Source organism: Alteromonas sp. KUL17 (genome assembly GCF_006538305.1).
Taxonomy (GTDB): Bacteria; Pseudomonadota; Gammaproteobacteria; order Enterobacterales; family Alteromonadaceae; genus Alteromonas; species Alteromonas macleodii.
In genome coordinates, this window is the sequence record NZ_BJKJ01000001.1 from 300,902 (window position 1) to 323,450 (window position 22,549).

Below are 22,549 nucleotides of genomic sequence, written 5' to 3' on the forward strand. Positions count from 1 at the left end.
CAATGAGCATGTTTATGAGTTACGTTTTAGCTTCAGTTCCAACCCAAGTTGCGAGTCAGCAATCTGCGATTGTCTCAAAGGAAAAGTCCGCTATAACCTTTATCGCGGCAAAACATGGACATAATGCCCGCCGCCGTATTGAAGCGTTTATAGCGAGTGGTTTTAAAGCTCGCTACAACGCAAGAGTGACTTCCTTTATGCCTATGCTGTTTGCTCTTGACGCTAAGGGAGTTAAAGCCGCCGCAGGCGCAAGATTTGCCGCCTATGATGGTCAGTATAATTCTCTTTTTATAGAGCAATACCTTAACACTTCGGTAGAAACTGCCCTCACCCTACAAGGGTTGACCGTAAACAGAGCGCATATTGCTGAAGTTGGTAACCTTTTTAGCAGTGCATCGCGCTATACCCTCCCCTTGTTATTTGCCCTGTTCTTCGTTTTAAAACGATGTGGTAGCAAATACCTGGTTTTCAGTGCGACCTCACAGCTCACCTCTTTACTCATGGGCGCGGGTATTCAACTCCTCCCCCTTGTTAAAGCCGATGTGTCAAAACTTAAAGGGAATAGCGATGATTGGGGCACCTATTATGACACCGCTCCTCAGGTTACTGCCCTGTCGCTACATCACGTAACCCAACACATTATTGGCTGCCCTGAGCTTAATGCTCATTACCAACGTGCAATTGAGCTTATTTCCGCAAATGTGGATGCGTTAACGCAAAATATCTGCACAAAAAAGGAAACAGCGTATGTTGCTTAATCAGTATATAAATGGGCACGATGATGACGTTGCGCTGAAATGCAAAGACGGCTCAATGACTTACCGTGCCCTTTTGAGCGCCGTCGAGAACCTCGCAAGCTGGATAACAAACCACAATGCCGAGAGGGTGGGCATTGCATTTGACAATAGCTTTGCATGGGTGATTGCTGATTTAGCCTGCCAACAGGCTAACGTCTGCTGCGTCCCCGTTCCGCTATTTTTTAGCGCTTCCCAACAAGAACATGTATTAAATGAGAGCCAGTGTCACTTTTTATTGACCAATCGCGGTGGTGAACTAAGTGAATGGAGTAATTCACCGACTGTTATTGATAGCGAAAACGACATTGTCGCTCATCCACTCAAACATGACACTCGTGTATACACACCTGTAGGTACTAACAAAATAACCTTTACTTCTGGCTCTACGGGCTCACCGAAAGGCGTGTGCCTGTCAACTGAATCGCAATGGAAAGTTGCCCATTCTATTGAGCGTGCTGTTCAACCAGAAATAGTGAACCACCTGTGTTTACTGCCATTGTCCACCCTACTTGAAAATATTGCAGGTGTATACGCCCCTCTGTACCACGGCGGCACGGTTTATTTAGCCACGGCATCTGAACGCGGATTTCAAGGAAGCAAACTCGTCAATCCAAACGCACTGCTGTCACTGATAGACCGCGTTCAACCAACGTCTGTGATCCTGGTGCCCGACTTGCTAATGGTGCTAGTACAGGCATGTAATCAGGGCTGGACACCACCTTCATCACTAATGTTCATTGCTGTTGGCGGTGCACATGTAGCGCCCACTTTGCTGGCGCAAGCTCAAGCGAAGGGACTACCAGTATTTGAAGGTTATGGCTTATCTGAAGCGGTATCAGTATCAACATTGAACACGCCCAATTGCAATACAATGGGCAGTGCCGGAAAAACGCTTGGTCATAATCAACTGCACATCGAAGAGGGTGAAATCGTAGTTACAGGCAACCACTTTCTGGGCTATCTGAATCAACCTTCCTCATTTTATCCGACCCAGGTCAGAACCGGCGATTTAGGCGTCTTTTCTGACAACACACTTACCCTGAATGGGCGTATAAAAAACATAATGGTGAACAGCTTTGGCAGAAACGTATCGCCAGAGTGGATTGAATCTTTATTGCTGGGAACGGGACTGTTTAGGCAGGCTTTGGTGTATTGCGAAGCTAGACCTTACTGTGTCGCGCTCCTCGTACCCGCTTCCAATACTCTTTCTAATACACAGATTCAAAGCACCGTGGCGCTTATCAATAAGCAGTTACCTGACTATGCGCAAGTTGTTAATTTCGCCACCATCGGTCTTTGTACGCCAGAAAACCAACTGCTTACCCCAACGGGAAAACTGAAGCGTGACGCAATAATTACCCGCTATGCGACTGACTTAGACATGCTCTACCAGGGCCAAGACCAACACCAGTACAGCGTTCAAAGTACAACAGCATTTTCTTCTCAATTTGTTATCAAGGAATAATTTATGAATTTCTATCAGCAACTTCAAAGCAACACCGAACATGCCAGACAGTCATTCTTACAGGCGCCGATTATACAACGCTGCTTTAACGGTGATTTTAACCTAAACGACTATATTGCCTTTCTTCAACAAGCCTATCATCACGTTAAGTTTACTGTTCCCCTGCTTATGGCTACAGGTGCCAAACTTAACGAAGATAAGGAATGGCTAAGAGAAGCAATTGGTGAATACATTGAAGAAGAAATGGGTCACCAAGAGTGGATCCTTAACGACCTTGCAGCCTGTGGCGTTGATAAAGAACAGGCGAGGAAAAGTCAGCCTGCACCCGCCACCGAATTAATGGTTGCCTATGCTTTTGATGCAATAGCGCGCAAAAGCCCACTGTATTTTTTTGGCATGGTATTCGTTTTAGAGGGCACAAGTATTGCGCTTGCCGACGCGGCTGCAAAACAAATCAAAGACAAGTTATCTCTGCCTAAATCAGCGTTTAAATACCTTACCTCTCACGGTGCGCTAGACCAAGAGCACATTGTTTTCTTTGAAGGGCTTATGAACAAAATTACTGACCCCAAAGAGCAGCAAATGATCATTCACAGCGCGAACATGTTTTATCGCTTATACGGAGATATCTTTCGCGAATTAACACCTGAACACGGCTTGGAACAGGTTGCTTGAATTCAAGGGTTTACCTCTGGTGCTTATCCCTCGAGGTAAACTGCTAACACGTTAAGGTAAATACAATGAATATTCAGTGGCGTAATCAAGTGGTACTTCTTACAGGTGCAACTGGCGGTATTGGTCAAGCAATAGCCAAGGCGCTTGATGAAAAAGGCGCGCACATTATCCTAACTGGCAGAAGTAAGGCGAAGCTCGAACAGCTGCAACAAAATTTAACCCTTCATCATACTGCCATTGTGGCTGACATTACGTCAGATGAAGGCAGAGATAGAGTAGTAAGTGCCTGCCAACGACTTCCTTTAAGTATTCTGGTTAACAATGCTGGCATTACCTATGTGGGCGAGTTTGAGGGCACCCCAATCGAGTCAATTGTGTCGACAAATATGCTGGCTCCGATGCTACTAACCCAACGCCTACTGCCGTTACTCGAACGTAGACCGTCTGCGCACGTTGTGAATGTAGGATCTGCTTTTGGAAGCATAGGATTTGCTGCGCACGGGACCTACTGCGCAACAAAATTCGCTTTGAAAGGCTGGACGGAAGCGATGCACAGAGAATTCAGCGATAGCAAAATTAAATTTCACTATCTAGCGCCACGCGCAACGCGTACCGATATAAATGACGAACGCGCTAATGCGCTAAATGAGGCATTGGGCAACCAGACAGACGAGCCTGATGCAGTAGCACAAGCATTCATTAAACAGTTAGAAAACAATTTGCCAAGGGTCGCGCTCGGACGCGCTGAACGCTTTTTTTGCCAAACTTAACGCGCTAGTTCCCAGTGTTGTTGACAAAGCGTTGGCAAAGAAACTTCCAACAATTAAACGCTATGCCTTTCAAAAAACGCAATCACAAGACAAACAGACCAGCGCTCAAAACGATACCTGCCTGGGTAACAAGCTGGTTTAACACGAGGACATTATTATGAAGAAATTAACCACGCTTAGCACCACGGTAATTCTGGGACTCGGTCTGGCATTAAGTCACACTGCTATGGCTCAAGCTAACGAAGTCACAGAAAGTACAGCGCCGACATCAGCCTTAAGCGAAACAGCTACCAGCCCTTTAAAGACACTTCAGCATCAATGGGCACATATTAACTATGAACTTGATGACGCAGAAAAGGAAAAAGCATTCGTCGCCCTTATTAATACCGCTAAATCTTTCGTAAAGGCAGAACCCAATAACCCTGAGCTATTGATTTGGCAAGGCATAATTCAATCCAGTACAGCCGGTGCCAAGGGGGGACTTGGTGCTCTGGACTACGCAAAGGATGCTCGTAAGAGTTTCGAACATGCAATGCGACTAGATGAAAATGCACTCTCGGGCTCAGCGATGACCAGTCTAGGCGTGCTGTATCATAAGCTTCCGGGTTGGCCTATTAGCTTTGGTAACGACAAAAAAGCTGAGAAATTGCTGAAGCATGCACTTGAAATAAACCCTGACGGGATAGACCCCAACTATTTCTACGCCGAGTACTTGTTCGATAACGGAAAATACGAGCAAGCGCTCAAGTTTGCCAAGAAAGCGCTCGACGCCCCAGCGCGCGCTGATCGTCCTATTGCAGATTCAGGTCGCAAAAGAGAGATAGCTTTATTGGAAGCGAAAATAGCGAGAAAAAGTTAGTCACTCCAAAGGTATACAGGGAAAGGCAATGCTCTTATTGCCTTTCCATTTTCAACAAGTATTAGATTTTCGCTGCAAATACCGTTAGATTAGCCGCCGATTCAACGATAATTCATGAAATTACTAACAATTTCGTCGAGTTATCTCGTTTATTCCTAACTACCTCTATCTTATAAAGGCGACTTTTCATGCAGAAAAAGAATTTCTTCTCTCCTTTTCTATTCATCCTTATTACTACGTTGTCGATATCTAGGGTTCATGCAAACACCCCTGATTTGCTACCGTTACAACACGCGTGGGCAAAAACGAACTATGAGCTTGAAGGTGAAGCCCAATTAGAGGCATTTTCTACACTGATAGCACAGGCGAAAGTGTTAGTCGAGCAATCAGAAAATAGCGCTGAAGCACTGACCTGGCTGGCTATCTCTCAATCCAGCGCCGCTAGTGCAAAAGGCGGTTTAGGTGCCCTAGACTTTGCTGAAAGTGCGAAGGAAAACTTAGAACGTGCCATTGAAAAAGAGGAAGCGGTATTAGAGGGGACGGCACTCACTGTATTAGCGGCACTTTATCATAAAGTACCAGGCTGGCCTGTTAGCTTTGGAAGCGATAAGAAGGCAAAACAATTATTTAAGCGTGCATTGGAAATTAACCCTGAAGGTATGGACCAAAACTTCTTTTATGCTGAGTTTCTTTTCGACGATGGTGAATACGAAGAAGCCCAAGGGTTTTTAACTCGCGCTCAAAACGCGCCTGAAAAAGCCAATCGCCCACTAGCAGATAAAAAACGCAGAGAAGAGATTGCTGCGCTTCAAGAAAAGCTAGACTCTAAAGCTTAGCTCACCTAAACAGTAAAGGTGGTCCAGTTGACCTTAACGTTCCACCTTTACTTCAAACACTTCCCTTACCAGCTTAAGCTTATCACTTTTGCCTTGTTGCCTTTTCTAGACAGCACCTTTCTTAAAAGTGGTTCTTAATTATCACTTTCTTATCAGCTTCAACTAACCACCAAATTTAATGCGTACACCTGCATTGGCAATAAAACCATCGTTGCGTGACCAGATGTCGGTTGTCCAACGTCCACTTGGCGCTTGTGACTGCAACAATAACGGGTGCTCATCGGTTTGCTGAACATCAAGCAAGTTTTCTAAGTTTAAGAACCAGCTGTAGCAACCTGTCGTTATTTGTCCGAGTAAACCTAAATGCCAATAAGGCTTGGTATGGGTTATGTACGGGTTATCGTCTACACGCTGAACGCCAGTATAGTACGCCTCAAAACCTAGCATAAACTTGCCGTGTTGCTCCCACATAGCTACAAAGCCAGCTGAATGCTGAGGTGTTAGCGCGAGCTCTCGCCTACCACTAGCATTGGGCACTTCTTCTGTCGCGTCTAAGTAAAGATAGCTTGCGGTCAACTTCAGGTCTTTCCAATAGTAGCGAAGTAAGACTTCAGAACCTCTAATTTTCGATTCACCTTCTGCGTTTACCAAGCGGACATTTGTAGACGGTGTTCCGTCGCTCGTTTCTGCAGTTTCTAAGCGAGTCACGTTATCAACGTTAGAGCCGAATAGGGTAAGACTGGTTTCAATATCATCAAAACGATAAATAATATCTAAAGATGCGGTTTGCGCCTGCTCTTCTTTTAGCCCTTCTACAGGAAGTAAGCGTAATAACCCTGCCGCCTCAATTTCCTCAACAAACGGCGTAGGGGCGAAATATCCTTCGCCATAAGAACCTCTTATGGTGACATCACTAGGGCGATATAAAAACGATACTCGTGGGCTAAATTGAGTACCGTATTCACTGTGATCGTCTAGCCTTGCACTCGCTGACGTTGTGAATTCATCGCTTATTTGATAATCCACCTGGGTAAAGATACCCGGAACCTCATAACTGTAATCAAAAGATTCAAAGGTATCCGAATCGTAAATATTAGATTGATAGGCAACTCCCACCAACCAATCACTCTTGTCTGTGTATCCAGCCAAACTAGTCTCAGCGAGGTAACTTTCGTGTTGATCACTTTCTACGCCTGATAACTCGTTGCCGAATTGATGCGTATGTTCTTGCGACATTGCTGAAAAGCGTGAATTAAGGGTAAGTGTATCGCCAAGGGGCTTTTCAAACACAAGACCACTGTCAATACGCTCTGACTCAAGCCCACGAATAAAAGAGACAGCATTTTCTCCGGCTCCTACAGTTGCGTCACCTACGGTGCCACCTTGGCGATTTTCCGTCATATAACCGGTTGTAAAATAAAGGCGCTCGCCCTCATCTCCTTCCCAGAAAATACGCGGTCTAACCGTGTAGCGCTCATAACCCGCTAAATCGGCCCAGCCGTCGTTATCGAGATCTTTCTCACTTTGATGATGCGCGCCTGCTGTTACTGAGCCGCTTACGCTGTCGATAAAAGGCGTGGCCATATATGTTGTGAAATCTTGCCCGTCACGGGTGGTGAAATTTACCAACGCTTCTCCTTCAAACTCATCTTTTGGACGACGAGAGACAAGGTTGATAACACCACCAAGCGCTGAGCCACCATAAAGAGATGAAGCAGAACCTTTGATAATTTCAACGCGCCCTAAGTCTGTAGGGGGAATTTGAAGTAAACCAATGGACGCTGATTGATTACCGTAAAGCGGCAACCCGTCAGATAAAAGCTGAGTATAACGGCCATACAGACCTTGAAGGCGAATATTTGCACTGCCTAAGGCAGGTGATGTGGTTTGCATTCTGACACCGCCAGTCTCGGCAACCAGCATTGAAATGTTACCAGGTCGCATCGCGGCTTTTTCTTGAATTTCTTCTCGGTTAATCAATTCAACCCGAACAGATTGGTTGTCTGCTATGCGGCCCGAGCGGGTGGCTTGAACTACTATCTTTTCGACACTTTCTTCTTAGTGCGCTTCATGTTCGCTATGTTTGTCTTCATGGGCGTGTAACACGGAAGAGGAAGAATAAAATGCAGTTAACGCTAAAAGGTAAAGCGAGGGTCTCAAAAACGTCTTTGGCATGACCGTCCATAAAATCCATTGTATGCAGGACGTGCATTACATCATAGTCAGCCATTAAGCTCACACCAATTTGCCTTGTGAAATCATACATTCAAAGAATCCCCCTTTATATTCGCTGGTATTCTTTTACTAGCGTATACCCTTTTTAATTCCAAAGTCCTTTTTATAGGCTTCGTTTATCCGCATGTATAAATTGCAAACAGTTCTCATTCGGTAACAGCACTCCTATTATGAAAGAAAAAAGGAGTGGCCCAATGCCTAAGATCCCGCGTTCCTCAGACAACGACTATACCCATAATATGAGCCAGACCCGCCGCAAATTTATTTCCCGCGAAACCGGTACTCAACTCAAACACTTAGCTCACTATTCCATACCGCCCGACTCACTGTCAGGTAATATCGAGAATTTCACCGGTGTTGCACAGGTACCTATTGGCTTTGCTGGCCCAATTTTGATAAATGGAGAGTACGCCAAAGGCGAATTCTATGTTCCGATGGCAACAACAGAAGGTACGCTAACAGCCAGCTACAGCAGAGGTATGCGTTTAACAAGAGAAGCAGGAGGCGTAACCACCACAGTCATTGACGATGCCATGCAGCGAGCGCCTATGTTCGCGTTTTCTAACGCAAGAGAAGCCCTCGAATTTGGCAAATGGGTTGAGCAAAACTTTGAAGCCATCAAACGCGCCAGTGATAACACCACCAGCGTGGGCAAACTAAGGGATATCGAGCAGTACGCTGCGTCTAAGCTTCGCTGGCTCAGATTCAATTTCACCTGCGGCGATGCGGCTGGTCAGAACATGGTAAGCAAAGCCACTAAAGCGGGTTGTGAGTGGATACAAGCGAACTACCCACGTCCTATCGAGCACTTTGTACTAGCCGCTAATCTTGATACCGATAAAAAGCACTCTCACTTAAACTCTCTGCATACCCGCGGAAAGCGCGTTGTAGCAGAAATAACCCTGCCAAAACAACTTATGACGGAGATTATGCATTGCCCACCAGAGGCTTTATTTAAACAGCGCCAATACTCAAATATGGGCGCATTGATGGCAGGTAGCGTTAACAATGGTGCGCATTTCGCTAACGGCATTACCGCCATGTTTATCGCTTGCGGGCAAGATGTTGCCAATGTGGCAGAGTCGTCTGCAGGGTTTACCTACGCTGAGATTACGCCAAGTGGAGATTACTACTTCTCTGTTACGATTCCATCATTAATTGTTGCTACGTACGGTGGTGGAACTGGTTTAGCTACACAAAACGAATGTTTAAGCGTACTTGGCTGTACAGAAAAAGGTAGCGTTAACAAGTTTGCCGAGATTGTTGCAGCGACCGTATTGTGTGGGGAGCTATCTCTGGGTTCTGCAGTCGTCGCAGACGAATGGGTAAGCAGTCACGAGCGACTGGGTAGAAACCGTTAAAGGTTTTTGAACCTGTCACCTAACGCTTAGCAATGTAGTTCGAATAAACTGTGCGCTACTGCCGAAGGTAAGTAAATTCTGTATAGAGAATTTATACAGCAGGCATGCTGGGGCGCGTAACAACAAAGTACGCGCCTATTCCCATGAATAGACCTATGCCTATGTACGCTGGAATAGGCATTGAGGCGAACAGGCAAACCAGAATAAAGCTCACCAACATACTGCAGCACGCTATGCATTTCACTTTTTTCGAAATTGCACCATGTTTTCGCCACGCAACAAGACTGGGGCCATATTTAGGGTGTTGAAGTAACCAGTTTTCAAGGCGCGGTGAAGATTGAGTAAAACAAAAAAGCGCACCTATCAAAAAAACAGTTGTTGGCATTACCGGCAAGAATGCGCCAATAATACCTAGAAGGGTAAAAAACAACCCAAGTGATAAATACAGTACTTTTTTCATGAAGTAGTAACGCCCAATTCAGTCCAACTCCTTGGTAAGTGTCATGACTTAACACCAGCGACACACCCTTCCAATATGCCAATTTTATACTCAGATATTAGATAAAGTGGATCTACATTGCTTTGTCGTAAATCGAACCTACTCTATAACCATACGCCAAAATAATGAAGTTTCCATCTACATTGGTCTAATTTACTTTGATGCGAATTGACACCTATCCATCTACGTTGCTGCACACCATAACTCTCGCTTACTGATATTGATTACAACACGACAAATGGCATACAACTATAGATAAACGATAATAAAAACTGTTATCATTTACACTAAAGTATTGGCTTTTCATCACGCTCCTTTTATCACACAACACTTGGATTTTTTTGCAATGAAATATTTAGCCGCGTTAATAGCTGCTTCGTTGACCTCCCCTGCTTTATCACAAGACATTGAAACCTCTTCGGATACACGTGAAATATCACCCGCGAAATCCGATCAAGTAGAGCGTGTGGTAGTGACTAGTAGAGCGATCAATCTATATCGCAATGGTAACTCATCTACAGGTAAGTTAAGTGTTGACCCACTTAATTCGACCCAACAAATCACTACAATCAACGAAAGCTTGATACGCGATCAGGGTGCGCGCAATGCAAAAGATATTTATCGTAACATTGCTGGTGTTAGCCAATTTAGCTATGCCGGTGTAACCGCCAGGGGTTTCAGACAAGAGGAAATCTTCTTCGATGGCTTACGCGGAGACCCTTATGTAGGTTTTAACGTACCTCAACTATTTAATATCGAGCGCGTAGACTTTTTAAAGGGCCCTGCCGGAATGCTCTATGGGCCGGGGGCGCCAGGTGGCTTGTTCAACTACGTCACAAAAAAACCTACGTCAGAATTCGACGCCAACGCTAGAATAATTGCTGGTTCGCATGCTCGCTTTGGAGGCTCAGCAGAAATAAATGGGGCAATTAATGACGACCAAAACGCCCGTGCAGGTGTTTTTTATGAGCAGCAAGATACTTATCGAGACAACAGCGACAGTGAAGTATTTATCTTCGATTCTGGCTATACATACGACCTTCAAGGCCACCTACTAACGCTTCAGTACACTCATTACTCACAGGATTTGGGCGCTAATCGACTGCGCGGCGTGCCCGTCGACGACAGCGGTAACTTTCTCACAAATCCAGACTGGAATCATAATGAAGCCAGTGACTTCCTAAATTTGCGCTCTGACTCTGTTCAGCTCTCTCTAGAAGGACAGCTTAACGATGCAGTAAGCTACAATACACGTTTGCGCTACATAGATAATGAACAAGAGCAGAACTACCATGAGCCACGTGCTCTTATTGATAGCGATGGAGGTGGGAACATAGACCTTGTCGGCCGTGAATTTAGAGATCAGTTACGCGAACAAGAGCAACTTAGCTTTGGCGCCAACTTTGTATATTCAGGTGAGTGGTTGGGTGCAGACCATAGAACGGCGTTCGGCATTGACCTTTATAAAGGAAAAGAGGACGCACTTTTAGGTGCTGCGGCTTTTCAGCAGGATTTCGTTCTTCGTTATCTAAGCGGGACTTCACTTGAATCAGATATCATTCCACTAACGCTTACTAACCCTAACTACGGTATAACGCAGCCTGAAAACTACAATGTACAATTCAGACCATTGAGCACAACCAAGCAGACGCGAAAAGGTGCCTATATACTGAATGAACTTGCTTGGGAGCAGTTTACCTTTGTTGCTGGTTTGCGCTACGACCAGTTTGAAGATGAAACGTCTAGTGCCATTTTCGACGATTCAAACGTAAGCTTCAGGGTTGGTGGTATTTATAAAATTAACGCTAATGTTTCACTTTATGGTCAATGGGCAGATTCATACGAACCACAGTCGGTAAGTAGTCAGCAAGTTCAGGCGGGCGGACCATTTGAACCAACGACCGGAGATATTATTGAAGGTGGTGTGAATGCAGAGTTGTTCGATGAAACCACCTTACTGCGATTGGCTGTGTATCAAATCACTAGGCAAAACCTCCTTCAGTCTACCGGCGAAGACCCTGAAGGCGACGGCATTGATAATGTCGCGCCCGTGGGTGAGGTGACCAGTGACGGATTTGAAGTTGAGGTTATCACTGACATAACACCAAATTGGATCTTGAGCGTAGCTTATGGCTATAACGACGCAAGAATCACCGCTGATAATGGCGGTGGCGGTATTAGCAATAGTGTCGGCGACCGCTTCGCTAATGCGCCTCAGAATCAATTTGGTTTCTGGACGCGTTACCAAATACCTGAGTGGGATCTTGCCTTTGCCTTTGGTGGAAACTATGTTGACGACCGACTGAGCCTGTCAGGTCAGAACGTGAAGTCATATTTCATTGCAGATGCTTCGATAACTTGGGAAGTAGACAACTACAGCGTACTATTTAGAATAGATAACCTATTTGATAAAGAGTATGCAGAATCAGGCTTTATAGAGCGCACAGGTCACTTCCCCGGAAACCCAAGAAACGGTTTTGTAGAATTCACCTACAAGTGGTAACCACTGCGTTTTTTAAAATTCGGGATTGGCTATGCGCATGAATTCTGCTTAGAGTTCTGTTTATAAGTAGCGCTTTTGAGTTAAATGCTTGCGCTTAGCCCTTCTTTCTTTCAATTATACGCCATGCTTTTTACTATGTTCCCTGCACCATGCAGGGCTTGTCTTTTACCTTACACAAGTATTTCATGACTAACGATAAAACCGCGCAAAGAAAGTACCTAAAGAAGTTATATAACTTGCACGCGTGGGTAGGTTTTCAGCTCTCACTTGTGCTTTTTATTATTGTTGCAACGGGCACTATTGCTACGGTATCCAATGAAATTGATTGGCTTGTATTTGAGGAAATGCGCACGTTTAATACGCCTTCTAGCAGCCTAGACAACGCCGATGATGAAATTGTTAAGTGGAACAGTATCTATGAGGCTACGCTTAACTATGCAGAACAAGCTAAGATAAAATCAATCTCGACCATGGGTCATGAAAATTTCACTTACCGTGTCAGAGCAGAATTCCCCGATGGTCATGACCGCTTTATCCACGTGGATCAGTACACCTATGAAGTGACAGGCGATATTCCTATTTTAACGATTCAGCGGTTCTTCCGAGACTTTCACCGCTATCTGTTTATGCCTAACTATCTTGGCTTACCAACGGTTACCTTTTTCGCATTCATTCTTGCTATCTCGCTGTATACGGGCCTAAAAACAACCCGAAACTGGAAAACCGCCATTACTCGACTTCGCCTAAACCAAGGCCCAAGAATACTACTGAGCGACCTTCATAAACTACTTGGGTTGTGGAGCCTCTGGTTTTTCGTTGTCATTGTTATAACCAGTTGGTGGTATTTATTTGAATTCGGCGCCGCTGTTACAGGCAATCGATTTGAACCCCGCGCACCTAAGGCCACTGTCATTTCAAATTATGAGCAAGTTAACCCTGTATCAACCACGCAGTTTTCCAGTGCGTTTCAGAAGGCATCGCAAGCCATTGAGGACTGGCAGATCACCAGTGTACTATTTCCTAACTCAGACACAGCAACACTGCGATTCACAGGTATAGGCAATAACCCTTTGCTGCGTGAGCGCGCGCATAAAGTAGATATTGATATAACCAATCAGCGTATTGTTGGTGTACAAGAGCCCAAAAGTATGGCCTGGACTAACTACCTGAATGAATACGCAGACCCGCTGCACTTTGGATACTTCGGTGGGCTTTTAACTAAGCTAATTTGGTTTGTATTTGGTGTTGGTTTAACAACGCTTTCTGCAACAGGGGTGATGATGACATGGAAGCGTACGAAATCATCTGCTCTAACCAAAACACAAAAGCGTACTCTGCTCATCTTACTTCTGGCACTTGTCTATTTTGCTTTTTGGCTGCAGCGGTATTTGCAATTCGTTCTAACTTAAGACTCACATACCTCTACACCAGCGCGGCATTCACGTTATCAGTCTACGCAGCGCTTTTAGTATGCTGCTACGTACAATTACTTAGTGTTAGACGACTGCTTGACCTGCTGCCACAGCGCTTCCATTTCATCGAGCGTCAATGCGTCAAGCTTCTTGCCCTGTTCAGCCGCTAAGCGCTCTACGCCTTTAAAACGGTTAGCAAACTTGTTACTGGCGTTTCTAAGTGCGGTATCAGCATCTACCTTGCAATGTCTTGCCAAGTTAACCATGGCAAAAAGTGCATCACCAATTTCTTCTTCAATTGCTTGTTGGTTGTCGGGCACGCCACTGTTTAAAGGTGCAACACCCGCATTCAGTGCCCCTTGTGCTCGCTGTTTGAAATCCAGCTCTTGCTGAATCTCTTCCACTTCCTCGCGCACTTTATCTATGACAGGTGCGGTATCAGGCCAATCAAACCCTACCTTTGCGCAGGCTTTCTGCAGCTTTTGCGCGTACATGAGTGCCGGCATACCTTTAGGCACATTATCTAAAATACTGTTTTCTATTGCTTCGTTGTCTTGCTTTAAACGCTGCTTTTTAAGCTGCTTTTCCTGGGCTTTGATAGCATCCCACTGCGCGTTTAAAGCACTGTCGTTCAATTGGGTACGCTCGACTGTGACGTTTTCATTTGTATCGCCAGAACCCTCAGATGCAAGCGCATTCGCAAACACATGAGGGTGACGACGCACCAGCTTATCGCTAATGCTTTGCGCTACATCGTCAAAAGAAAATGCACGCGATTCACTGGCTATCTGCGCGTAAAACACCACTTGAAACAGCAAATCACCCAATTCATCTTTGATATCGTGCATATCACCCGTGGCAATAGCATCAGCCACTTCGTAGGCTTCTTCTATGGTGTAGCGAGTTAGGCTTTCCATGGTTTGTTTTACATCCCACGGGCACCCAGATTGCGGGTCGCGCAGCTGCGTCATAATGTCTAACAGCCGCTGCATTTCGCTAAGCTTAGCTTTGTTTGCGTTTTGCATCTGTCACGCCTTTAAGCTGTCGCAATCGGGTTAACACTTTAGACACCGTATCGAGGTCCTGAACCTCTATCGAAATAGTGATAAGCGCCGTCTGCCTATTTTTATCACTTAGGCTGTTCACGCCTAAAAGCGGCACGTTTTCATTCGCCAATACCGTAGTAATATCGCGCAACAGGCCAGTTCTATCGTGACAAAATATATCAATACCCGTCTCAAAACCTACTTTAAGCTCTTGTGACCAATTCACTTCTATCTGACGCTCAGGGTGCTGTGACAACAAGTGTTGCAGCTGGTCGCAGCTTTCTTTATGAACGCTTACACCACGGCCTTGTGTGATATAGCCTAAAATCGCTTCGCCGGGAACCGGCTTACAGCAGTTCGCCAGCTGGCTCATTAAGTGACCCACGCCCTGCACCACCACTGCATCTTTTTTGCCTGATCCGGCAGCAGTTTTGCGCGTTTTAACCTTAGGGCTAATTTCGGGTTCTGGGGCTGGGGGCTCCTGCAAGTGATGAATAAAGTTAATCACCTGCATAACGCGTACATCACCGGCACCTACCGCAGTGTACAGGTCATCAAGGGTTTGTAAGTTAAACTTCTCAAATGCCTCATTAGGTACTTTAGCGGGCAAGTGGGCACGCTGAAGTTCACGTTCTAGCAGCTCTTTACCAGCAGCAAGGTTTTTGTCTCTGTCCTGCTTTTTTAAAGAAGGAATGGATAGTGGCACGGGCCCGTGATGAATGCACATAGCCAAGACCTGGATGCATCCAGTCGCGGCTTGGGTTTGGCTCTTTTCCGGTGAGTACTTCTATCTGATCGCCACTTTGCAGTAAATAAGTGAAAGGCACTATTCGCCCATTCACTTTTGCGCCAATACAGCGATGTCCCACGTTACTGTGAATGTAGTAAGCAAAATCAAGCGGCGTAGCGCCTTGGGGAAGGTCAATAACATCGCCTTTTGGTGTGAACACATACACCCTATCGTCAAACACCTGGCTGCGAAGTTCTTCAACCAAATCGCCAGACTCAGCCACTTCCTCTTGCCACGCTAATATGCGACGAAGCCAGTTTATACGCTCGTCATAGCCTGACTGCTTGCCCGTACTGCCCTCTTTATATTTCCAGTGAGCAGCCACACCCAGTTCTGCATCCTGATGCATTTTCTGCGTGCGAATTTGAATCTCAACCGACTTCCCTTCAGGCCCCACAATAACGGTGTGAATAGACTGGTAACCATTAGGTTTGGGGGTTGCAATATAGTCGTCGAACTCATTAGGTAAGTGCTTATAGCTGGCGTGAACCGTGCCAAGCGCGGCGTAACAATCTTGAAGTCGCTCGGCAATAATACGCACTGCACGAATATCAAAAAGCTGCTCAAACGTAAGGCGCTTTTTCTGCATTTTCTTCCAAATGCTGAATATGTGCTTGGGACGGCCGTAGACCTCTGCGCGAATTTCTTCGCTATCAAGCAAGCCTTGCAAGTCGCCTACTATGGTTTCTATGTACTCGGCGCGCTCTCTGCGCTTACCATCTAATTGTTTTGCAATTTGTTTATAGGTGATGGGATGCAGATAGCGAAACGCGAGATCTTCAAGTTCCCATTTTAACTGGCCTATACCCAAGCGGTTTGCCAATGGCGCATAAATGCTGGCACACTCGCGGGCCACCATAACGCGGGTTTCTTCATCGGCTTTCTTAACCTGTTGCAATGCACAAATGCGCTCTGCCATTTTGATCACAACGGCACGCACGTCTTCCACCATCGCAAGCAGCATGCGGCGAATACTGTCGATATGCTGTTCGTCTGACCTTTCGGCAAAGCCGGAGCCGTTCACTTTACGCGCATGTAAAGACTTAATGGCATCCATTCGGCGTACGCCAACGATTAGGTCGCGTATTTCTTTGCCAAACTCATCAACTATATCCTCTTCACTTAAAGCGTGCTGTTCGCAATAAGGGAAAACAAGGGCTGCCTGAAGCGTTGCATCATCCATATTAAGCTGGCACAAAATTTCGACCATTTCCTGGCCGACCAATAACCGTTCAGGAATGGCTGATACTGCACTTAGCTTTTCTTTTGTTTCTTCACTCAGCTCAAGGCTATCTAACCAGGCTTCAAAGGGGGGCCGGTCTGCTTCGTGGACCTTTCTTGTTGATACCATATCCTTTACTCGTTACTGCTGCTTTCGCGTAAACAAGGCCATCATTTCCATGTGATGGGTGAAGGGGAACATTTCTGCTACGCCCGCTTTTTCCATTTCATAACCTCCGTCTATCAACACCTTTGCGTCTCTAGTAAACGTACTTGGGTTGCAAGAAACATACACTATCGTTTTTGGTAGTGCTTTTACAAGCGCATGACAAACGGTCAACGCCCCTTCTCTTGAGGGGTCTAGTAATACCTTATCAAAGCCCTGCTGTAATGAAGCCTCGACATTGTTCTTATCAGACAAATCTAAATGCAACCACTCTACATTTTCAATGCCCTGTCGCTGTGCATTATCTTTGGCGCGGCGCACCATCTCTGCCACACCTTCTACCGCCTGAACCTTTGCACCTAACTTAGCAATAGGTAAAGTAAAATTACCCAGCCCGCTAAACCAGTCGGCGATACGCTCGTTAGGCTTCGGGTTTAGCCAACCTATTGCCTGATTAATCATTTTTTCGTTAACCACTTTATTTATTTGAATAAAGTCGTTAGCACTTGGGGAAATTGAGCAGCCATTTACTGTGTTAATAATTATGTCAGTGTCATGGCCCACACTGCGAATTTGCCCCTGCTTATTTTCAAGCTTTAATTCAATACCGAAGCCGTTAGCCGATGTACTCTTGTTCACCAATTCGCTCACTGCATCAATAAGCTCAGCCTCGAGGGCTTTGGTGTGTTTAATCACAAGGTGCGAGATATTGTCGCCCGCAATAAGGCTAATATGTCCAATATGGCGTGCTGACTCAAACCCTGTAAGCGCATCACGTAAAGGGCCAATAAGTTTAGATAGCGGGTCGACCAGTATTGGGCAGGTTTCTACATTGATAACGTTACTGCTATTTGCTTCACGAAAGCCCAACTTAATTTGATTGGGGTTGCGGGCATCTATAGCCAGTCTTGCTTTCCTGCGATATTGAGGGCGCGGCCCTGCTAAAGGTGCTTGCCAAACATTTGGCTTCATTGCAAGGTGACGTTCCATCATCACTTTAAGAGCACGGTCACGTTGCTCAAGGGCAGCGTCAGGCTTTATGTGCTGTAGCTGACACCCACCACATGCATCAAACACAGGGCAAAAAGGCGCTTGTCTTTCATCACTTGGCGAATGAATATTTGTCGCCTTGGCGTTAATGACTTTCTTTTTGCTAGATAGCACCTCTATGTCGCAGGTTTCTCCTACAAGGGCACCTTCAACAAATACCATCGGATTGCCGCGCACTACGCCATTGCCCATCCAGTCCAAATCTTCAATGGTGATCGTGTTAGGCTTTTGACTTTCACTGGTATCCGCTGCTTTTTTGCTTTTCCCAAATCGAAGTCCTGCGACCTGCGCGTTGGCTCTGGCATTCCCTTTTTTTGAAGCGCCACGCTCAGTAAGCGACGTTTTGCCTTTTTGCTTGCTACGAGATTGTTTAAAAAGGTTTGCCAAGTGTGACTCCGGTTACTTGCTTTACGTGGTTTGATGTTAGTAGAGGTTTTTGCGCGCGCTCACCAAATAGAAGTCGCCTGCGTGGGTTAGGGGCAGTTACTCTATTCAGACTCTAGTATAACGGTGGCGACAGCATAATGCTGCTCATCTGAAATACTGACCACGCTTCGCGTGATACCTCGGTTTTTGCACATTGCAGCAAACTCGCCAGAAAAATGAAGCTCTGGCGCACCTAAATCGTTATTGCGCACTTCTATATGCTGCCAGCTGATCCCGTTTCCAATCCCTGTACCAAGGGCCTTCACTGCCGCTTCCTTGGCGGCAAAACGTTTGGCTAAGAAGCGAACCGGCGTACCGTGTTCGCTGAACTGCTGCCACTCGGCAGGCGTAAGTACTCGCTTGGCTAAGCGTTCATTAGCGCCATCGCCTTTACCAAGTCGCGCTATCTCTACAATGTCAGTACCTAGCCCTGCAATCGCCACGTTATCTACACTCTTTTGAATCTAAGGTTAAATGCCTGCTCGTGCTTCTAGCATAAGTTTACGCATATCAGCTACAGCCGCATGAAGGCCATCAAACGCGGCGCGAGCAATGATAGCGTGGCCAATATTAAGTTCGATTAACTGAGGGATAGCCGCAATAGGCTTAACATTGTGATAGTGCAAGCCATGACCGGCATTCACTTTAAGCCCTAAGCTATCGGCGTACTCGATACCTTCAACTAAACGCGCTAGCTCTTTATGCTGCTCTTCTTCGCTGGTGGCTTCTGCATATTGGCCTGTATGAATTTCGATGTAAGGAGCGTTACATGCTGCGGCCGCGTCAATTTGCGCTTTGTCGGCATCAATGAACAACGACACCAAAATGTTCGCATTAGCGAGTCGCTCGCACGCCGCTTTGATGTTTTCAAAATTCCCTGCCACATCAAGACCACCTTCGGTAGTCAGCTCTTCGCGCTTTTCAGGTACTAAGCAACAAAAAACAGGCTTCACTTCTTCGGCAATTGCCAGCATTTCATCGGTTACCGCCATTTCCAAATTAAGTCGGGTATTAATGGTTTGCGCTAAAATGCGTACATCGCGGTCTTTAATGTGACGGCGGTCTTCACGCAAATGAACCGTAATGCCGTCTGCACCTGCACGCTCGGCAATATCCGCTGCGTGCACTGGATCTGGGTAATGCGTACCGCGCGCATTGCGTAGCGTTGCAATATGGTCGATGTTAACGCCTAATAAAATCGTGCTCATTTCACCACCTAACCTGTAAGAGCGATAGAAGAGGCCAGCTCTTCCTGATTAATACGTTGCTTTGAGGGTAAAAATACCCTTTTAAGGAAAGTCGCAATTGTAGCAAATTTTTTTGTAGAACGTGCTTATTAAGCGTTTGAGTTAAGAGAAAATAATTTAATGCTATTACCGCGGCTTGGGCATAAAAAGCTCGCGGCTTTTAAGTGGCTTGTCACCAATTAGCGGTTTCAGCAAGTCCCGGCAAAGCACCTTAGCCACCTTTTTACTGAGCGGCGTAAATTCCCCCTGTGATAAGCTAAGCAGCGCTTGTCCAGGAAAGCCTCGCATTCCGCGGGTTCCCGCCATATCGTCAGGCAGGCGCACAAAGCCCGCGTCTATCTGAAAATGATAGCTACCGGTTTCTTCTATGGGCAATTCGTATTCGACGTCGGTGGTGAAGTCGGGTAACAGCCCCATTTCATCAAGTAATGCAAATTCAAACTGACGTAAGGTCACTTCTATGTCGCTTTCATCTCGAAGAGACAGCAGCGCATTTTCATAAGCATTGTGAACGCCATCGCTGGCAAGCCCCGCCGGCATAACACGATTAGTTAGTTCGTTAACGTACATGGCGCAAAATAACGCCGTTCCCACAAGATTGATGGAGGGTGAAACACTTTCAACGTGACGTAAATTTTTTAACTCCGACTTTCCGCTTAACTGTAAGCGAAGATGCTGAAAAGGTTGAAGCAGGCTTTTCTTATCTGATTTGCTGTTTTTTACCCCTTTCGCCACGGCACTAACACGCCCTTCTTCTAGGGTAAAAAAGTCAACAATATAGCTGGTCTCCCTGTAAGGGCGTCTATGCAGTACATAGGCATTTAACCATTCATTATTCATTGTTGTTCACTGTGTTTTGATTGTGGCCAAAGTGTTACCGCTGGCAACGTTAATATCAGCTGCGCTTAATTCGTACCACTTTCATGGTTTCAAACTCAATGCCAGCCACCTCTTCAACGTGGCGATAGTAGGTTACGTTCACTCGCGCGCCTTTTAAGCTTTGGTATTGCTGTTTACGCCGATAGATAAAAGGGACATCAATACCTTCTAGCATAATGGTGTGGCGAATCCAGTCGCTGTCTTTCTCTTCTCGCTGAACGTGGGAAATCACTTTTGCATTGTCGGTTTGATTCAGCTGACTATGCTTATCCACCAGCTTTTGTCTTTCGCTTTTCACCTTTGTCCCTTCTTTCCACAACTTTACGCTTATTGCTCGTTAGGCTGACTGGCCATCCGTCTGCGTGTGAACTCGCTCCTGCTAACGCGCTTCTATTTGCTCTACAATAAGTTGCACGGTTTCCTGACCGCGAAATACGTTGATATCAAGTCGATAGGCAATATGCACGCGTTTGACCATGGCATTCGGCCATGATTTTAAATCAACGTTAAACGCAATAGCATCGACCTCGTTAGCACCGTCACTTTTTAACACCATTTTTAAGTGCTTTTGGCCAACTAAGCGCTGGTCAAGTAGTGCAAATTCACCATCGAATAGCGGTGATTCAAAGCCCTGTCCAAACGGACCTGCTTGACGCAGTAAATGCGCAAAGGGTAAACACAGCTCTTTCGATGACAAGTCACCGTCGGAAAGTAAAGCATGATTTCCATCAAGCTTTGCCATGTGCGCTCGCGCAATATCAACAAAAGCCCGCTCGAAGTCTTGAAGCTTAGCTACGGGCAAGCTTAATCCAGCGGCCATGGCATGCCCGCCAAATTTTTCGATAACGCCAGGGTAGCGCGTATTAACTTCATCAAGTACATCGCGAATGTGCACGCCAGGAATTGAGCGTGCCGAACCTTTAATGATCTCGTCGTCTTGATGGGCAAAAGCGATAACAGGCTTAAGATATTTCTCTTTCAAACGCCCTGCCACAATACCAATAACCCCTTGGTGAAAGTCTTCGCGATAAACCACCAGTGCGCTTGGCATATCGCCTTCATCCAGCGCCATTTGCTCTAGTACGGTTTCCGCTTGTGCTTTCATGCCGGTCTCAATTTCACGGCGTTCTTTATTAAGCGCATCGAGTTCCGCAGCGATCATTCGCGCTTGAATGGTTTCATCTTCTAATAAGCACGCAATGCCTTGTGACATGTCGTCTAATCGACCCGCGGCATTAAGCCTTGGCCCAACCACAAAGCCTAAGTCAGTTGAGGTTAAGTGAGCGCAATCGCGATTCGCTACTTCGACCAATGCTTTAATGCCAGGTCGACACTTACCCGCCCGAATCCGCTGAAGGCCTTGATGAACTAAAATTCGGTTGTTTTTATCAAGCACTACTACATCGGCCACGGTGCCAACCGCAACAATATCAAGTAGCGACGCTAGGTTTGGTGGCGCTACTCCCGCTTTTTCAAAATGCCCTTGCTGCTGTAGCTCGGCTTTAAGTGCTAGCATGATGTAAAAGGCAACGCCAACCCCAGCCAAATTTTTAGAAGGAAATTCACAGCCAGGTTGGTTAGGGTTTACTATCGCATCAGCGGGAGGTAGAACATCACCTGGCAAATGGTGATCGGTAACAACAACCTGCATTCCCAACGACTTTGCATGGGTTACACCGTCAATACAGGAAATGCCATTATCCACTGTAACAATAACCTCTGCCCCCTGTTTGGCAGCTTCATCCACAATAGGCACGCTAAGTCCGTAACCAAAGTCAAAGCGGTTAGGTACAAGAAAATCAACGTTGTGATAGCCCATGGCTCGAAGCGCCAATATACATACCGATGTACTGGTTGCTCCGTCGGCATCAAAATCGCCCACAATAATAATACGTTTATTTTGCACAACAGCATTGGCGAGAATTTGCGCGGCCTGCGGCATCCCCTTCAAGACATTGAAGTGTGTTAGCCCTTTTAGACCATTCTCCAAGTCATCTAAATTCGCAATATTACGACCGCGATAAATTCTATCGATAACAGGATGTAAGTCGGAACTAAGCGAGGCGCCGGTAACCTCACGGCGAACAATAGGCAAAATCATGAAATACCACTAACCAATACTGTAAATGCAGTTGTCGATGCCAGTTCAAATAGGCTTTAAATAAAAAGACTGGAGTCGGGACACTTGATAATTAGTGCAGATTCCAAGTAAACGCTCGTGTGAACTGCAAAGCAAAACTGTACGAAAAAACGCTAGAAAATATGAGGACGAATCATACCGCAGAAAACAAAAAACGCACAAAGCGTGCGTT

Annotated in this window: 17 protein-coding genes and 2 pseudogenes; 9 read left to right on the top strand and 10 right to left on the bottom strand. The window is 45.9% G+C overall.

Translation table 11 applies throughout. From position 1 onward, the window contains the following. The first annotated feature begins 14 nt into the window (after nucleotides 1-14). The 6 genes from KUL49_RS01275 to KUL49_RS01300 all read left to right on the top strand — a co-directional run bounded on the left by KUL49_RS01275 (nucleotide 15) and on the right by KUL49_RS01300 (nucleotide 5,402). On the top strand, nucleotides 15-758 hold the full coding sequence (locus KUL49_RS01275; protein WP_131136037.1) for a thermostable hemolysin: 744 nt from the start codon (nucleotides 15-17) through the stop codon (nucleotides 756-758). Continuing rightward, a complete protein-coding gene (locus KUL49_RS01280) occupies nucleotides 748-2,262 on the top strand; it encodes an AMP-binding protein (RefSeq protein WP_131136038.1) in 1,515 nt (504 codons plus the stop codon). The genes KUL49_RS01275 and KUL49_RS01280 overlap by 11 nt, the downstream gene beginning before the upstream one ends. A 3-nt stretch (nucleotides 2,263-2,265) precedes the next feature. Then, nucleotides 2,266-2,937, top strand: coding sequence for a TenA family transcriptional regulator (locus tag KUL49_RS01285; protein ID WP_039219691.1), 672 nt, complete (start codon nucleotides 2,266-2,268; stop codon nucleotides 2,935-2,937). Between the two features lie 65 nt (nucleotides 2,938-3,002). Further along, nucleotides 3,003-3,707, top strand: a complete 705-nt coding sequence (locus KUL49_RS01290; RefSeq protein WP_242633689.1) for an SDR family oxidoreductase — start codon at nucleotides 3,003-3,005, stop codon at nucleotides 3,705-3,707. A 157-nt stretch (nucleotides 3,708-3,864) separates the two neighbouring features. Beyond that, nucleotides 3,865-4,566, top strand: coding sequence for a tetratricopeptide repeat protein (locus KUL49_RS01295; protein WP_131136039.1), 702 nt, complete (start codon nucleotides 3,865-3,867; stop codon nucleotides 4,564-4,566). Nucleotides 4,567-4,754: 188 nt separating this feature from the next. Next, complete coding sequence (locus tag KUL49_RS01300; protein WP_131136040.1) at nucleotides 4,755-5,402, top strand: tetratricopeptide repeat protein; 648 nt, start codon at nucleotides 4,755-4,757, stop codon at nucleotides 5,400-5,402. Nucleotides 5,403-5,564: 162 nt separating this feature from the next. Here the strand turns inward: KUL49_RS01300 and KUL49_RS01305 are convergent. After that, a pseudogene (locus KUL49_RS01305) lies at nucleotides 5,565-7,577 on the bottom strand (TonB-dependent receptor plug domain-containing protein). Nucleotides 7,578-7,831: 254 nt separating this feature from the next. Here KUL49_RS01305 and KUL49_RS01310 point away from each other — a divergent pair. Beyond that, nucleotides 7,832-8,998, top strand: coding sequence for a hydroxymethylglutaryl-CoA reductase (locus KUL49_RS01310; RefSeq protein WP_131136041.1), 1,167 nt, complete (start codon nucleotides 7,832-7,834; stop codon nucleotides 8,996-8,998). Nucleotides 8,999-9,089: 91 nt separating this feature from the next. On the opposite strand, the gene KUL49_RS01315 is transcribed toward KUL49_RS01310, so the two are convergent. After that, on the bottom strand, nucleotides 9,090-9,458 hold the full coding sequence (locus tag KUL49_RS01315) for a YbaN family protein (RefSeq protein ID WP_061094246.1): 369 nt from the start codon (nucleotides 9,456-9,458) through the stop codon (nucleotides 9,090-9,092). Nucleotides 9,459-9,843: 385 nt separating this feature from the next. On the opposite strand from KUL49_RS01315, the gene KUL49_RS01320 reads away from it, so the two are divergent. Both KUL49_RS01320 and KUL49_RS01325 read left to right on the top strand, forming a co-directional pair. Then, nucleotides 9,844-12,000 carry a TonB-dependent siderophore receptor gene (locus KUL49_RS01320; protein WP_131136042.1) on the top strand — a complete coding sequence of 719 codons (2,157 nt, stop codon included), beginning with the start codon at nucleotides 9,844-9,846 and terminating at the stop codon, nucleotides 11,998-12,000. Between the two features lie 185 nt (nucleotides 12,001-12,185). Further along, a complete protein-coding gene (locus KUL49_RS01325; protein WP_131136043.1) occupies nucleotides 12,186-13,409 on the top strand; it encodes a PepSY domain-containing protein in 1,224 nt (407 codons plus the stop codon). Nucleotides 13,410-13,486: 77 nt separating this feature from the next. Here the strand turns inward: KUL49_RS01325 and mazG are convergent, their stop codons facing one another. The 8 genes and pseudogenes from mazG to recJ all read right to left on the bottom strand — a co-directional run bounded on the left by mazG (nucleotide 13,487) and on the right by recJ (nucleotide 22,338). Beyond that, entirely contained in the window at nucleotides 13,487-14,437 is a 951-nt protein-coding gene (gene mazG / locus KUL49_RS01330; protein WP_131136044.1) for a nucleoside triphosphate pyrophosphohydrolase, read from the bottom strand. Next, nucleotides 14,415-16,599, bottom strand: a pseudogene (relA, locus tag KUL49_RS01335) (GTP diphosphokinase). The gene mazG and the pseudogene relA overlap by 23 nt, the downstream one beginning before the upstream one ends. 12 nt (nucleotides 16,600-16,611) lie before the next feature. Next, nucleotides 16,612-18,072: a 23S rRNA (uracil(1939)-C(5))-methyltransferase RlmD gene (gene rlmD, locus KUL49_RS01340; RefSeq protein ID WP_131136045.1), complete on the bottom strand. Its 1,461-nt coding sequence runs from the start codon at nucleotides 18,070-18,072 to the stop codon at nucleotides 16,612-16,614. Nucleotides 18,073-18,173: 101 nt separating this feature from the next. Next, a complete protein-coding gene (acpS, locus tag KUL49_RS01345; RefSeq protein ID WP_014948318.1) occupies nucleotides 18,174-18,554 on the bottom strand; it encodes a holo-ACP synthase in 381 nt (126 codons plus the stop codon). 27 nt (nucleotides 18,555-18,581) lie between these two features. Beyond that, nucleotides 18,582-19,319, bottom strand: coding sequence for a pyridoxine 5'-phosphate synthase (gene pdxJ / locus KUL49_RS01350; RefSeq protein WP_131136046.1), 738 nt, complete (start codon nucleotides 19,317-19,319; stop codon nucleotides 18,582-18,584). A gap of 165 nt (nucleotides 19,320-19,484) precedes the next feature. Further along, nucleotides 19,485-20,198 carry a DNA repair protein RecO gene (gene recO, locus KUL49_RS01355; protein ID WP_131136047.1) on the bottom strand — a complete coding sequence of 238 codons (714 nt, stop codon included), beginning with the start codon at nucleotides 20,196-20,198 and terminating at the stop codon, nucleotides 19,485-19,487. Between the two features lie 55 nt (nucleotides 20,199-20,253). Beyond that, on the bottom strand, nucleotides 20,254-20,535 hold the full coding sequence (locus KUL49_RS01360) for a hypothetical protein (protein ID WP_014975700.1): 282 nt from the start codon (nucleotides 20,533-20,535) through the stop codon (nucleotides 20,254-20,256). An 81-nt stretch (nucleotides 20,536-20,616) separates the two neighbouring features. Continuing rightward, nucleotides 20,617-22,338: a single-stranded-DNA-specific exonuclease RecJ gene (gene recJ / locus KUL49_RS01365; RefSeq protein ID WP_084081830.1), complete on the bottom strand. Its 1,722-nt coding sequence runs from the start codon at nucleotides 22,336-22,338 to the stop codon at nucleotides 20,617-20,619. Nucleotides 22,339-22,549: the final 211 nt, after the last annotated feature.

Bases quoted from the DNA above. Each gene is read 5' to 3' on its own strand.
- KUL49_RS01275 (WP_131136037.1), top strand. From the start codon at position 15: ATGAGTTACGTTTTAGCTTCAGTTCCAACCCAAGTTGCGAGTCAGCAA.
- KUL49_RS01280 (WP_131136038.1), top strand. From the start codon at position 748: ATGTTGCTTAATCAGTATATAAATGGGCACGATGATGACGTTGCGCTG.
- KUL49_RS01285 (WP_039219691.1), top strand. From the start codon at position 2,266: ATGAATTTCTATCAGCAACTTCAAAGCAACACCGAACATGCCAGACAG.
- KUL49_RS01290 (WP_242633689.1), top strand. From the start codon at position 3,003: ATGAATATTCAGTGGCGTAATCAAGTGGTACTTCTTACAGGTGCAACT.
- KUL49_RS01295 (WP_131136039.1), top strand. From the start codon at position 3,865: ATGAAGAAATTAACCACGCTTAGCACCACGGTAATTCTGGGACTCGGT.
- KUL49_RS01300 (WP_131136040.1), top strand. From the start codon at position 4,755: ATGCAGAAAAAGAATTTCTTCTCTCCTTTTCTATTCATCCTTATTACT.
- KUL49_RS01310 (WP_131136041.1), top strand. From the start codon at position 7,832: ATGCCTAAGATCCCGCGTTCCTCAGACAACGACTATACCCATAATATG.
- KUL49_RS01315 (WP_061094246.1), bottom strand. From the start codon at position 9,458: ATGAAAAAAGTACTGTATTTATCACTTGGGTTGTTTTTTACCCTTCTA.
- KUL49_RS01320 (WP_131136042.1), top strand. From the start codon at position 9,844: ATGAAATATTTAGCCGCGTTAATAGCTGCTTCGTTGACCTCCCCTGCT.
- KUL49_RS01325 (WP_131136043.1), top strand. From the start codon at position 12,186: ATGACTAACGATAAAACCGCGCAAAGAAAGTACCTAAAGAAGTTATAT.
- mazG (WP_131136044.1), bottom strand. From the start codon at position 14,437: ATGCAAAACGCAAACAAAGCTAAGCTTAGCGAAATGCAGCGGCTGTTA.
- pdxJ (WP_131136046.1), bottom strand. From the start codon at position 19,319: ATGAGCACGATTTTATTAGGCGTTAACATCGACCATATTGCAACGCTA.
- recO (WP_131136047.1), bottom strand. From the start codon at position 20,198: ATGAATAATGAATGGTTAAATGCCTATGTACTGCATAGACGCCCTTAC.
- recJ (WP_084081830.1), bottom strand. From the start codon at position 22,338: ATGATTTTGCCTATTGTTCGCCGTGAGGTTACCGGCGCCTCGCTTAGT.